At 75.2% G+C, this 12,911-nt stretch carries 13 protein-coding genes; 2 read left to right on the top strand and 11 right to left on the bottom strand.

Annotation, left to right across the window (positions count from 1 at the left end):
* Nucleotides 1-3 precede the first annotated feature (3 nt).
* From nuoE to WHI96_RS13310, 8 genes are all read right to left on the bottom strand, one after another.
* Nucleotides 4-771: an NADH-quinone oxidoreductase subunit NuoE gene (gene nuoE / locus WHI96_RS13275; protein ID WP_345650921.1), complete on the bottom strand. Its 768-nt coding sequence runs from the start codon at nt 769-771 to the stop codon at nt 4-6.
* On the bottom strand, nt 768-2,108 hold the full coding sequence (locus WHI96_RS13280) for an NADH-quinone oxidoreductase subunit D (RefSeq protein WP_345650923.1): 1,341 nt from the start codon (nt 2,106-2,108) through the stop codon (nt 768-770). The genes nuoE and WHI96_RS13280 overlap by 4 nt, the downstream gene beginning before the upstream one ends.
* On the bottom strand, nt 2,105-2,851 hold the full coding sequence (locus WHI96_RS13285; protein WP_425571684.1) for an NADH-quinone oxidoreductase subunit C: 747 nt from the start codon (nt 2,849-2,851) through the stop codon (nt 2,105-2,107). The genes WHI96_RS13280 and WHI96_RS13285 overlap by 4 nt, the downstream gene beginning before the upstream one ends.
* A gap of 122 nt (nt 2,852-2,973) precedes the next feature.
* The gene (locus WHI96_RS13290) at nt 2,974-3,681 is read right to left on the bottom strand and encodes a NuoB/complex I 20 kDa subunit family protein (RefSeq protein ID WP_345650925.1); all 708 of its coding nucleotides are present in this window, start codon (nt 3,679-3,681) and stop codon (nt 2,974-2,976) included.
* Nucleotides 3,682-3,688: 7 nt separating this feature from the next.
* On the bottom strand, nt 3,689-4,054 hold the full coding sequence (locus tag WHI96_RS13295) for an NADH-quinone oxidoreductase subunit A (RefSeq protein ID WP_062397987.1): 366 nt from the start codon (nt 4,052-4,054) through the stop codon (nt 3,689-3,691).
* A 666-nt stretch (nt 4,055-4,720) separates the two neighbouring features.
* Nucleotides 4,721-5,413, bottom strand: a complete 693-nt coding sequence (locus WHI96_RS13300) for a demethylmenaquinone methyltransferase (protein ID WP_062403809.1) — start codon at nt 5,411-5,413, stop codon at nt 4,721-4,723.
* 29 nt (nt 5,414-5,442) lie between these two features.
* The gene (locus WHI96_RS13305) at nt 5,443-6,018 is read right to left on the bottom strand and encodes a hypothetical protein (RefSeq protein WP_345650927.1); all 576 of its coding nucleotides are present in this window, start codon (nt 6,016-6,018) and stop codon (nt 5,443-5,445) included.
* Nucleotides 6,019-6,174: 156 nt separating this feature from the next.
* Nucleotides 6,175-7,335: a glycosyltransferase family 4 protein gene (locus WHI96_RS13310; protein WP_345650929.1), complete on the bottom strand. Its 1,161-nt coding sequence runs from the start codon at nt 7,333-7,335 to the stop codon at nt 6,175-6,177.
* A gap of 167 nt (nt 7,336-7,502) precedes the next feature.
* On the opposite strand from WHI96_RS13310, the gene WHI96_RS13315 reads away from it, so the two are divergent.
* Nucleotides 7,503-8,345, top strand: coding sequence for an inositol monophosphatase family protein (locus tag WHI96_RS13315; protein WP_345650931.1), 843 nt, complete (start codon nt 7,503-7,505; stop codon nt 8,343-8,345).
* A gap of 36 nt (nt 8,346-8,381) precedes the next feature.
* On the opposite strand, the gene WHI96_RS13320 is transcribed toward WHI96_RS13315, so the two are convergent.
* Complete coding sequence (locus tag WHI96_RS13320; RefSeq protein ID WP_345650933.1) at nt 8,382-8,876, bottom strand: DUF3592 domain-containing protein; 495 nt, start codon at nt 8,874-8,876, stop codon at nt 8,382-8,384.
* A 96-nt stretch (nt 8,877-8,972) separates the two neighbouring features.
* Between WHI96_RS13320 and WHI96_RS13325 the strand changes: the two genes are divergently transcribed.
* Nucleotides 8,973-10,229 carry an isochorismate synthase gene (locus WHI96_RS13325; RefSeq protein ID WP_345650935.1) on the top strand — a complete coding sequence of 419 codons (1,257 nt, stop codon included), beginning with the start codon at nt 8,973-8,975 and terminating at the stop codon, nt 10,227-10,229.
* Between the two features lie 82 nt (nt 10,230-10,311).
* On the opposite strand, the gene menD is transcribed toward WHI96_RS13325, so the two are convergent.
* Both menD and WHI96_RS13335 read right to left on the bottom strand, forming a co-directional pair.
* Nucleotides 10,312-12,000: a 2-succinyl-5-enolpyruvyl-6-hydroxy-3-cyclohexene-1-carboxylic-acid synthase gene (menD, locus tag WHI96_RS13330; RefSeq protein WP_345650937.1), complete on the bottom strand. Its 1,689-nt coding sequence runs from the start codon at nt 11,998-12,000 to the stop codon at nt 10,312-10,314.
* Nucleotides 12,001-12,095: 95 nt separating this feature from the next.
* Nucleotides 12,096-12,815, bottom strand: a complete 720-nt coding sequence (locus WHI96_RS13335; protein WP_251786729.1) for a PIG-L deacetylase family protein — start codon at nt 12,813-12,815, stop codon at nt 12,096-12,098.
* Nucleotides 12,816-12,911 lie beyond the last annotated feature (96 nt).

The raw sequence follows: 12,911 nt of genomic DNA on the forward strand, positions 1-12,911 counted from the left end.
CGATCACTTCTTCTCCGGTAGCGCGGGCATCGCCGGCGGCTCGTCGGGCAGCGCCGGGGCGGTCCAGCCGTTCTCCTCGGCCATCCGGGCCCCGCGCACCGACTCGATCGCACCGGACGGGCCCTCGACGCGGGCCGTCGTGTCGACGGTCGCGGCGTCGTCGGTGAACCCGGCCAGCTCCAGCTCGACGGTCCGCAGGTCGGTCAGCGGCGCCCCGCGGGTCGGCTGCGGGCGCTCCCCGCGACGCAGGGCGTCGACGAGCTCCACCGCGGACTCGACGGTCTGGTTGTCGAAGTACTCGTAGTTGACCTGCAGCACCGGGGCGAGGTCGCAGGCCGCGAGGCACTCGGCGTGCTCGAGGGTGACCGAGCCGGTGCTGCCGGGCTCCCCCGCCGTCTCCTCGTGGCCCAGCGGACGGTCCTCGGTGCCCAGCTGCGTGCGCAGGCGGGCGTAGATCTCGTCGCCGCCCAGCGCCGCGCACAGCGTGTTGGTACACACGCTGACCAGGTGCTCACCGCACGGGGTGCGCTTGTACATCGTGTAGAACGTCGCGACCGCCGACACCTCGGCGGTGGTCAGCTCCAGCGCCTCCGCGCAGTAGCGGATGCCGTCGGGGCTGACGTACCCCTCGACCGACTGGACCAGGTGCAGCAGCGGCAGCAGCGCCGACCGGGACTCCGGGTAGAGGGAGATGATCTCCGTCGTGCGCTGCCGGGTCAGCTCGTCGAACACCGGCGAGACGGGGCTCTTCTCCTGCGGGGGGACCGTCATCGGTCGCAACCTCCCATCACGGGATCGATCGAGGCGACGGCCGCGATGACGTCGGCGACCTGGCCGCCCTCGCTCATCGCGGGCATCGTCTGCAGGTTCACGAAGCTGGGGTCCCGGACGTGGATGCGGACCGGTCGGGTGCCGCCGTCGGACACGGCGTGCACCGCGAGCTCGCCGCGGGGGGACTCGACGGCCGCGTAGGCCTGCCCCGGCGGGACTCCGAAGCCCTCGGTGACCAGCTTGAAGTGGTGGATCAGCGACTCCATCGACTGACCCATGATCTTGCGGACGTGCTCGAGGGTGTTGCCCATGCCGTCGCTGCCGACCGACAGCTGCGCCGGCCAGGCGACCTTCGGGTCGTCGACCATGACGCGGCCCGGGCCGAGCTCGTCGAGCTTGGTCACCGCCTGCTCCATGATCTTGAGCGACTCGTGGATCTCGGCGACGCGCATCCGGTAGCGGGCGAAGCAGTCGGCCTCGGTGGCCGTCGGGACCTCGAAGTCGTACTGGTCGTAGACCGAGTACGGCATGTGCTTGCGCAGGTCCCAGGCCAGACCCGCCGAGCGCAGGATCGGCCCGGACGCGCCGAGGGCCAGGCAGCCGTCGACGGGCAGGTAGCCGACGCCCTCCAGGCGCTGCTTCCAGATCGGCTGCCCGGTGAGCAGCCGGTCGTAGTCGGGCAGCCGGGAGTTCATGACCGTGAGGAAGTCACGGACCTTGGCCTGCCAGCCCTCGGGCATGTCCTGGGCGAGGCCGCCGGGCCGGATGAACGCGTGGTTCATCCGCAGGCCGGTGAGGAACTCCAGCAGGTGGAGCACCTCCTCGCGCTCGCGGAAGCCGGAGGTCATACCGGTCAGCGCGCCCAGCTCCATGCCGCCGGTGGCCAGCGCTACCAGGTGCGAGCCGATCCGGTTCAGCTCCCAGAGCAGCACCCGCAGGTGCTCGGCCCGCTGCGGGACCTCGACGCCCAGCAGCTTCTCGACGGCCATGCAGTAGGCGCCCTCGTTGAACAGCGGGGCCAGGTAGTCCGCGCGGGTCACGAAGGTGACGCCCTGGGTCCAGGTCCGGTACTCGCAGTTCTTCTCGATACCGGTGTGCAGGTAGCCGATGACCGCGCGGCCCTGGGTGACGGTCTCGCCCTCCAGCTCCAGGACCAGGCGCAGCACCCCGTGCGTCGACGGGTGCTGCGGGCCCATGTTGATGACGATGCGGTCGTCGTGCTCGGCCTCGAGCAGGTCGTCCCAGTCGCCGCCGGTGACGGTGTAGACCGTGCCCTCGGTGGTCTCCCGGCCGGGCGCGGCGTACGGGTCGGTGGTGGGGTCGGCGTCAGTCGTCACGAGTAGGCCCTCCGCTCATCGGGCGGGGAGATCTCCGCGCCCTTGTACTCCACGGGGATGCCGCCCAGCGGGTAGCTCTTGCGCTGGGGGTGGCCGTCCCAGTCGTCCGGCATGAGGATCCGGGTCAGCGCCGGGTGGCCGTCGAAGACGACGCCGTACATGTCCCAGGTCTCGCGCTCGTGCCAGTCGGCCGTCGGGTAGACGTCGACGACGCTGGGCACGGTGGGCGGGTTCGCGGCGTCTCCCATGTCGAGCGCGACCTCCAGGCGCACCCGGCGCCGGTAGGTCATCGACAGCAGGTGGTAGACGACGTGCAGCGGCCGGCCGACCGGAGCGCCGTCCGGCGCCGAGTAGTCCACCCCGGACACGCCGGAGCAGAACTCGAAGCGCAGGCCCGGGTCGTCGCGCAGGGTGCGGGCGACCTCGTGCAGCCGGGCGGGCTCGACGTAGAGGGTCATCTCGTCGCGGTCGATCGTGACCTGCTCGATCGCGGCGCGCGGGACGCCGCGCTCGTCGAGGGCCGCGCCGAGCTCGTCGGCGAACTCGTCGAACCAGCCGCCGAAGGGCCGCTCGGCCGGGGCCGGGGCCCAGCCCTGCAGGCGCAGGCCGCCGTAGCCGGAGGTGTCGCCGGAGCCGCGGACGCCGAACATGCCCGAGCGCGTACGGGTCTCGGTCATCTTCTGCGCGGGGCGGGCGCCGCCCAGCGCGTCCGAGGGGGTGGCCGCGTCCTCGGGAGCGGCCAGGTCGCCGGGGGCCTCGCCGCCCGCCGCCCGCTGCTCCTCGGCCGCGGCGCCGCTCTCCTGCGACGACGAGTGCGCGCCGCCGGTGGGCTCGGCCCCGTCCTTGGAGGTGCCGGTCGGCTCGGTCACTTCGCGTCACCTCCGCGGGCGGCGTCGGCCAGCGACGGCAGCTCCGGGGTCTCCCCCGGCGCGAGCGCGTTCGGGGCCGGCTTGGGCTGCGAGCCCGGCTCCAGGTAGTTCGGGACGTCGGGGGTGTGCGTGGTCTTCAGCGCCCCGAGCTGCTTGTGCTTCGGCGCGTACTTGACCGACGAGGGCACCATCGGCGTCCGGTACCCGGACTCGGCGAGCTCGGCGGCCCGCTTCGGGCCGAGCGGCTCGTCCATGATCTTGGCGTGGATCTTGAGGATCGCGTCGATCAGCATCTCCGGCCGCGGCGGGCAGCCGGGCAGGTACATGTCGACCGGGACGACGTGGTCCACGCCCTGGACGATCGCGTAGTTGTTGAACATGCCGCCGGAGCTGGCGCACACGCCCATGGCGAGCACCCAGCGCGGCTCGGGCATCTGGTCGTAGATCTGGCGCAGGACCGGCGCCATCTTGTTGCTCACCCGGCCCGCGACGATCATCAGGTCCGCCTGGCGCGGCGAGGCCCGGAAGACCTCCATGCCGAACCGGGCGAGGTCGTAGCGCGGGGCGCCGGTGGTCATCATCTCGATGGCGCAGCAGGCCAGGCCGAACGTGGCAGGCCAGAGCGACGACTTCCGGGTCCAGTTGACCAGCTTCTCGACGTTGGTCAGCAGGACGCCGCTGGGCAGGTTCTCCTCGAGTCCCATGACGGCCTCAGCTCCACTCGAGCCCGCCGCGACGCCATTCGTAGGCGTACGCGAAGGCGATCGTGGCGATGTAGAGCGTGATGGCCACGAACCCGAAGACACCGACCGCGTCGGCGACGACGGCGTACGGGTACATGAACACCAGCTCGATGTCGAACAGGATGAACAGCATCGCCGTGAGGTAGTAGGCGACCGGCACGCGCCCGCCGCCGACGACCGGCTGCGGCGAGGGCTCGATGCCGCACTCGTAGGAGTCCAGCTTGGCCCGGTTGAACCGGCGCGGACCGATCAACGGCGCGGACGCCACCGAGAACACCGCGAAGCCCGCCGCCAACACGAACAGCAGGACGAGCGGGAGATAGGGATCGAGCATTCCTACACCTTCGTTGTCGCGGCGCCACCGTCGTTGGTGGTGATCGACGAGCCGGTCGCGGCGACCCTATGTCCGGTCCCCTGTGACCAAGAACCCAGGCGAGCCTTACCTGTGACGGGGTGCGGGTCACATGTGATCCGCATCCGTGCAGTTCGGCGCGATCCGGGTCGTGCGTCTCCCACCACCCTTGTGAAAAAGTTCACGAACTGCGCGAGCAGTGTAGGACGACGCCGCCGTGATCGCGTGGGCGGATCGGGCGACGACGCGGGACTCCTTGCGGCGCAACGCGCGTCGACGCGGGGTCAGTGGGTGGTGACGGCCGGTGCCGGGCCGCCGACCTCCGGCGCCGCCGCCACCGACCGCCGGGTGTCGCTCTGCCGACCGCCACAGCGCTGACCGCTGCACCCGTGATCGCCGCGCGGTTCGCCGCGTGGGCTGAGGCAGCGGGACCGGCGCGTTCCCCGGACCCTCCCTGCTCTGAACTCGCTTACCCGGTAAGCGAATTCGGAGGAAGGACCACATCGTCGTGTGGTGGCTCCGGGCCGGACGCCGGGCCCGGCGCACGGGGTCGAGCGCGATCCCTGGACCGGTGCGTTCTTCTGCGAATTCGCTTACCCGGTAAGCGGATTCGCCCGACCGGGGCCCTGACCAGGGCGGCGGCGGGGCTCAGGCCGGCTTGTACGCCCGGTGCAACGCGACGGCGCCGAAGGTCAGGTTCCGCCAGGCGGGGCGCTCCCAGCCGGCGTCGGCGATCTTCCCGGCGAGTGCGGGCTGGTCGGGCCAGTCCCGGATCGACTCGGCCAGGTACAGGTAGGCCTCGGGGTTGGAGGAGACCGTCCGGGCGATCGCCGGGAGGGCGTGACCGAGCACCGCGTTCTGGTAGAGCACGCGGAAGGGGGCCCAGGTCGGCGTCGAGAACTCGCAGACGACCAGGCGGCCACCGGGGCGGGTCACGCGGGCCATCTCGCGCAGGCCGGCGACGGTGTCGTTCACGTTGCGCAGGCCGAAGGAGATGGTGACGGCGTCGAAGCTGCCGTCGGCGAAGGGGAGGTGCAGCGCGTCGGCGGCGGCCTTCGGGACGTCGCGGCGGGCGCCCGCGCGCAGCATGCCGAGGGAGAAGTCCGCGGCGACGCACCAGGCGCCGTCCTTCGCCAGCTCGACGGTCGAGACCGCGGTGCCCGCGGCGAGGTCGAGGACCTTCTCCCCGGGGCGCAGGCCGAGGGCACGGCGGGTCTGGATCCGCCAGTAGCGGTCCTGGCCGCCCGACAGCGCGGTGTTGGTCAGGTCGTAGCGCCGGGCGACGCCGTCGAACATGCGGGCGACGTCGGTCGGGTTCTTGTCGAGCTCGGCGCGGGACACGGGCACAGCCTACCGACCCGGCCGTCGCCTCACCGCTGCCCGAACTGCTCGCGCAGCACCTCACGCAGGCCGTTCAGGTAGTCGGCGCGGACCCGGGCGGCGACGCCCGCCCACTCGTCCGACGGCGTGCTGACGCCGTTGCCGTCGCCGGTGAAGGCGCCCATGCCGTGCAGGGCGATCCAGCGGTGGTCGTAGTCGTGCGGGGCCGCCCGGTCCCAGGCGACGGCGCGGATCGCGGCCCGGCGGACCCGGGCCGGGTCGGCGAAGGCCCAGCGGTTCACCGGCTCGCCGAACCGGTCGCGGAGCACGGCCAGCGCCTGGGCGGCGGTGGTGTCGGTGCAGCGGCAGGCGTCGTAGCGGGCCCGCAGCTGGCCCGCGTAGAACCAGCGGGCGGCCTCGGGCATCGCGCCCTCGGCGACGAGGTTCTCCGACAGCGCGAACAGCACCGGCGGCATCTGCCGGTGCGGGGCGTCGAGGACCTCGGCGCGGGCGGCGCCACGGACCGCGGGCGCGGGGTCGAGCAGCCGGGACATCAGGCGGACGGTGGCGGAGGTGTCGACCGTGGCGAGCTCACCACGGGGCGCGACGACGACGGTGCGGCTCATGGGTCCACCGTCGCCGCCGGGCCGCGACGACGGATCCGCACGACTACGGAGCCTGCCCGGCCCCGTCGGGACGCGAACCGGCACCGCGCCACGGCGGGACGCGGGCCGGGTGCCGTGCCACGGCGGGAACGGCGGGGCGGCCGGGACGCAGCCGGGTCAGGCCGCGACGCGCTCCGGCGCCGCGGCGCGGAGCACGTCGCCGTAGTGGGCGAGCAGCTCGTCGCCGACCGCGGTCCAGGTGCGGCGCAGCACCGACTGGCGGGCGGCCAGGCCGAACTCCCGGTTGCGCTGCGGCTCGCAGAGCGCGGCGACCGCCCCGACCAGCTCGCGGTCGGCGGCGTCGGTGGCCGGGTCGCCGGGCTCCCCGCCGTCGGGGCGGGGCGCCACGAGGTAGCCGGTGCGGTCGGGCAGCACGAGGTCGCGCGGGCCGCCCGCGTCGGGCGCGACCACGGGGACGCCCGAGGCGAGCGCCTCCTGCACGGCCTGGCAGAACGTCTCGGCCTGGCCGGTGTGGACGAACACGTCGAGGCTGGCGTAGATCTGCGCGAGCTCGTCGCCGCCGCGGTGCCCGAGGAACGCCGCCGAGGGCAGCCGCTCGCGCAGCCCGTCGGCGCTGGGGCCGTCGCCGACGACGACCAGCCGCGTCCCGGGCAGCTCCCCCAGCACGGCGAGCCGCTCGACCTGCTTCTCCGGGGCGAGCCGGCCGACGAAGCCGACGAGCCGCTCGCCGTTCGGGGCGAGCCGGCCGCGCAGTGCGTCGCTGCGCTTGGACGGGGTGAACCGGCGGGTGTCGACGCCGCGCGCCCACTGGTGCACCCGCGGGACGCCGCGCTCGCGCAGGGCCCCGGTCGCCCAGCTCGACGGCGCGAGGGTCCGGTCGGCCAGGCCGTGCAGCCGGCAGGTCCAGCGCCACGCGGCCCGCGCGGTCAGCCCGAGCCCGTACGCGGAGGCGAACCCGGCGACGTCGGTCTGGTAGATCGCGACCGTCGGCACGCCGAGGCGTCGCGCCGCCGCCAGCCCCCGCGCCCCCACGACGAACGGCGCCGCCAGGTGCACCACGTCCGGCCGGAACCGGCGCAGTGCGGTCAGGATCCGCCTGCTGGGCACCCCGACCGGCATCGAGTTCACGACCGGCAGCTCGACGGCCGGGATCCGCACGACCGGGATCCCCTCGTGGGAGTCCGGCTCCCCGGTGCCCGGCGCGATCACCACGACGTCGTGACCCCCTGCCCGCAGGTGCTCGCACACCCGCAGCACCGAGTTGGTGACGCCGTTGACCACCGGCAGGAAGCATTCCGAGACGATTGCGACGCGCACGGCCGGAACGGTGACGGGGCCGGGACAGCGGTCCGGGTCACTGGCGTGATCAACCACCCAACCCTGGGCGAACATCGGGTGGGCGGGTCACGAGTTGGCACGTCCGGCACGGGGTGGACACCCGCGCGTCGTCGCCGGGACATCACCCGCCCGGACACTCGGGTCGCATGACGGCCGTGCCCCACACCCCGCCACACACGGCGCCGCCCCCGGTGCCGTCCCCCCGGCCGGTGGACCCGGCGCTGCTCTCCCGTGCGCTCGAGACCGCGGGCCGGCTGGCCAACGACGCCGCCGAGGTGATCACCGCGACGCTGGGTCGCGAGCACACCGGATCGCTCGACGCGTCGGCCAAGGCCAACCCGTTCGACTGGGTCACCGACACCGACCGCACCCTGGAGCGGCACACCCGCCGGGTGCTGGCCGCGGAGTTCCCCGGCTGCCCGGTCGTCGGCGAGGAGTTCGGTGCCGACGCCGGTGCCGACACCGCACCGCTGCGCTGGGTCGTCGACCCGGTCGACGGCACCGCGAACTACGTCGCCGGCCTGCCCTGGTGCGCCTACAGCCTGGCCCTGGTCGACGGCGACGGCCCGGCCGTGGGCGTCGTCGCCGACCCGGGCCGCGGGCAGATCTACGCCGCCGCCCGCGGGCGCGGCTTCCGGGCCAACGGCGTGCCGGTGTCGTCGCGGCGCACCGCCCGGGTCGCCGGGTCGCTGATCTGCGCCGAGGATCCCGACCCCGGGTTCGTCGAGCGCGCCCGCGTCGCGCACGTCGGGGTGCGGGTGCTCGGCTCGGCCGCGCTGGCAGTCACCCAGGTCGCGCTGGGCAACGCCGTCGCCGCGGTGCTGACCCGCTACCACGAGTGGGACGTCGCCGGGGCGCTCTGTCTCGCCACCGAGGCCGGCGCGCTGGTGCTGGGCCGCGACGGCCGGTCGACGCCGCTGCCCGAGGGCGGTCTGCTCGTCGCCGCACCGCAGGTCGCCGTCGAGGTCGGGGGGCTCTGGCGGGGCTGAGCCCGGTGCGGGGCGGTCCGACCGGTGCGGGTGCCGTCAGACGGTGCCGGTGCGGGCCCGGCGGCGGCGCAGCCACACGTACAGCGGCCCGAGGAGCACCCAGCCGCCCGCGATCAGCCCGGCGACCGGAAGGATCCCGTCGACGGCGGTGCGGCCCGCGACGCGCACGTGCGTCGGGTCGGCGGTGTCGTACTCGACGTAGATGTTCTCCCCCGGGGTGAGCCCGACCGGGTAGGAGATGCCCGCGGCCGGGGTCTGCAGCCGGCCCTCGTCATCGACGAAGCTGACCAGGGTGCGCCAGTAGTCCGAGCCGTCGAGGACGGTCGCGGCGGTGGTGCCGCGGTTGCCGTCGATCGCCGCGTCCTCCAGGAACGCACCGCCCAGCGCCACCAGCGCGACCAGCGTCCACGCCAGCGCGAGGGCCAGGACGATCTCGGGCAGGTGGTACCGCGTCCGGCCGAGGAGCCGGGCTGCGACGGCCGAGGTCTCGGTCAGCACATCGCCGGTGGGACGGCCGCTCGGACTGGTCACGGGACCCGATTCTAGGAGCGCTCCGGCACCCGGGTGTGTCCGGTGCCTCGCACCCTGGCGCCCGCCCCCGCGGAGGAAGTTGCCTACTCTCGAAGGGTGACCGTCGCACCGGCCAGCACCGCGTTGCGCGTCCGGACACGCCCGCTACGGCTCGACGGGCGGCTGCTGGACGTGCTGCCCGCCGACGCCGGGGCGCTGTCCTGGGTGCGCGACGGCGAGGGCGTGGTCGGCTGGGGCGAGGTCGCGCGGTTCACCGCGTCGGGGCCCGAGCGCTTCGCCGAGGCCGACCGCTGGTGGCGCCGCGTGGTCGACCGGCTCGACGCCGGCGCCGGTTACGACGACGTCCGCCTCCCCGGCACCGGCGCCCTCGCGTTCGCCTCGTTCACCTTCGCCGACGGCTGCCCGGGCTCGGTGCTCGTCGTGCCGCGGGTGATCGTCGGTCGGCGCGGGCACCGCGCCTGGATCACCGAGATCACCCCCACCGACGCCCCGGAGAACCCGGGCAGGCTGCCGGTCCCGTCGCCGGTACGCCCGAGCGGACGGCTGCGCTACGCCGACGGCCAGGTCTCCGCGCACCGGTACCGGGCCGCCGTCGCCGCGGCGGTCGGGCGGATGCGCGACGGGGACCTGCAGAAGGTGGTGCTCGCGCACGACCTGCTCGCCGTCGCCGACCGCCCGCTGGACTCCCGGTTCCTGCTCCGCGGGCTGGCCCGGCGCTACCCGACGTGCTGGAGCTACGCCGTCGACGGCCTGGTCGGCGCCACCCCCGAGCTGCTGCTGCGGCTGCGCGGGCGGACCGTGGAGTCGCGGGTGCTGGCGGGCACGATGTGGCCCGGTTCCGGACCGGACGCCGACACCACGGGCGCGCTGATCGGCTCGTCGAAGGACCGTCGCGAGCACGCCTACGCCGTGGACTCCCTCGCCGCGTCGCTGCGCCCGCTGGTGGCCGAGCTGCACGTGCCGGACGCGCCGTCGGTGCTGACCCTGCCGAACGTGTCGCACCTGTCCAGCGACGTGCACGCCCGCCTCGACCCGGCCCGGCCCGCGTCGCTGCTGACGCTGATCGGCGCGGTGCACCCGACCGCCGCCGTCGGCGGCACCCCGACCCCGGACGCGACGGCGCTCATCTCCGAGATCGAGGGTCTCGACCGCGGCCGCTACGCGGGCCCGGTCGGCTGGGTCGACGCCGAGGGCGCGGGCGAGATGGGCATCGCGCTGCGCTGCGCGGAGCTGCAGGGACGCACGGCGCGGCTGTACGCCGGGTGCGGGATCGTCGCCGACTCCGAGCCCGACGGCGAGGTGCGCGAGGCCGCCGCCAAGATGCGCGCGGTCCGCGAGTCCCTGGAGGGCTGAGCCCGGCACGGGCCGGGCCGACGCCGTGTCCGCCGGGGCGTCCGCACCACGTGCCCGCGGCGCGGACGCGGGCGGGACCGGCTCAGTCCAGCGCCGCGGCGACCACCCGGCGGAGCTCGGCGTGCGCGTCGCGCAGCCCGGCACGGTGCGCCGCGACCCGGACCAGCCGACGTCCCGAGCCGGGGCGGGCCGCGAGCTCGCCCGCGTCGCCGCCCCAGTCGGCCGCCCGCCAGCCCGCCGCCCGGGCCAGGGCCACGAGGTCGACGCCGGTCGGCGTGCCGAAGATGCGCTCGAAGGCGTGGGCGTGCGACGGACCGCCCTGTTCGAGCAGGTGGAAGATGCCGCCGCCGTCGTCGTCGAGGACGGTGACGGTCAGGTCCGGGGACGGCTCCCCCGGGCCGACGACCAGTCCGGTGGTGTCGTGCAGCAGCGTGAGGTCGCCGAGCAGCAGCGCCGTCGGGCCCGGGTGGGCGAGCGCGGCGCCGAGGGCGGTCGACACCGTCCCGTCGATGCCCGCGACCCCGCGGTTCGACCGCACGGTGAGCCCGGAGCGGGGCACGGCGGCCAGCGCGACGTCGCGGACCGGGTTCGACGAACCGAGGACGAGCTGGCCGCCGTCGGGCTGGGCGGCGACGAGGTCGCGGGCGAGCCGCAGACCGGGTGCGCCGGCGGCGGTGCCGTCGTCGAGCGCGGTGTCGAGGGACGTGGCCGCGGCCCGGTCCGCGTCGCGCCAGGACCGCACCCAGTCCTCGGGCGGGGACAGCGCGGGCAGCGCCCCGACGGCCCGGACCGTGCCGGCGACGTCGGTCCACGGGGCGCCGTCCGGACCGGGGTCGGCGAACACCGCCACCGACGGGTCGGCGAGCAGCGCGGCGACGCCCCGGTGCAGGGTGGGCCTGCCGAGCACGACGACCTGGGTGGGGCGCAGCTCCGGCCGATCGAGCAGCCACGGCCCGGTGCGCAGCGCGTGCGCCCACCAGCACGACGACGGCTCCGCGACCAGAGGGGCCCCGCCGAGCAGGCCGGGGTCCGCGGCGGGCCCGCCCGCCCCGGCGACGACGAGCGTGCGCGCCCCCGGGTCGAGCTCCAGCGGGGGCAGCGCGCGGACCGGGCGGGACACCGCGGTCCACGGCGCACCGCCGGGCCGTCCGGCGGGGAGGTCCGCTCCGGGCAGACCGGCGTCGCGGTGCCCGGTGTCCGGTCCGGCCGGGTCGTCGTCGGGCACGAGCGGGTCGGTGTAGGGCAGGTCCAGGTGCACCGGACCGGGCGCGCCCGCGCCGGCACCGACGGCCGCGGCGAGCATCCGCGCGACGACCGCCCGCCAGCGCCGCGCCTCCGGCTCGGTGGTGCCCACCGGCACCGGCAGCGCGCCCGCCCAGCGCACGGCGCCGCCGTACAGACCGGCCTGGTCGACGGTCTGGCTGGCGCCGGTGCCGACGAGCTCCGGCGGCCGGTCCGCGGTCAGGACCAGCAGCGGGACCCCCGAGTGCGACGCCTCCAGCACCGCGGGGTGCAGGTTCGCCGCGGCCGTCCCGGAGGTGACGACGACCGGGACCGGGCGGCCCGACGCCAGCGACAGGCCGAGCGCGAGGAAGCCGGCGGCCCGTTCGTCGATGCGCACGTGCAGCCGGACCGTGCCCCGCTCGTCGGCCCGGGCCAGCGCGAACGCGGGTGGCGCGTTGCGGGAGCCGGGGCACAGGACCGCGTCGGTGACACCGGCCCGCGCCAGCTCGTCGACGAGTACGCGCGCCTGCGCGGTCGAGCCGTTCACCCCATCACCCCTCACGACGACGGTACCGGCGTACCGCCCGCGATCCCCACCGAGGCCGGTCGGCTGAGGCACGGATCATCGTCGTTCCGGCCGGTTCAGGGCCGCAGGTACTCGAACGGGGTGGCCGCGGTGGCCCCGGGCAGCTGCTCCGCCGTCCGCTCGGCGGCCGCGCGCAGGAACGTGCCGGGATCGGTCATCGGGCCGCCGCCCAGCCCGTCGAGGTAGGCGCGGTGCGCGGACAGCGACGCGACGGCGGCGTCGAGGTGCTCGGAGATGTCGACGGCGTGCCGCGCGGCGGGCGAGGAGGCCGCGGCGAGGCCGGTGACCCCGTCCCAGCGCTCCCCGGCCTCGGGGAACAGCCAGCGGTTCGCCGCGTCCCGGACGGCGTCGACCGTCGCCCGACCGACCGCGACGTGGTCGGCCTGGTTGAGCGTCCCACCGGCGTCCCAGAACTCGCGGAAGTTGCCGGTCACCACCAGCTGCGGGCGGTGCCTGCGGATCGCGGCGGCGATGTCGCGGCGCAGCGCCACCGAGTACTCGACGAGCCCGTCGGGGTGGTCGAGGAACTCGCACGTGGTGACGCCGACGGCGGCGCAGGCCGCGCGCTGCTCGGCCTCGCGCACGCGTCCGCACTCGGCGGGGTCCATCGTGTCGATGCCTGCCTCGCCGCGGGTCACCAGCAGGTAGACGACCTCGCGGCCCTGCGCGGTCCATCGGGCGACCGCCCCGGAGCCGCCGTACTCCATGTCGTCGGGGTGGGCGACCACGACGAGGGCGCGCTCGAAGTCCTCCGGCAGGGGCAGCAGGTCGGCCATATGGACCAGTCTGCCGCGCAGTCGCGACCGCATGTGGCTGGGACACGTCACGGTCGGGGTACCGATGTGGCCGGAACCGGTGAAAACGACGCAGGT

The organism is Pseudonocardia tropica (genome assembly GCF_040105315.1).
In the GTDB taxonomy this organism is placed as follows: domain Bacteria; phylum Actinomycetota; class Actinomycetes; order Mycobacteriales; family Pseudonocardiaceae; genus Pseudonocardia; species Pseudonocardia alni.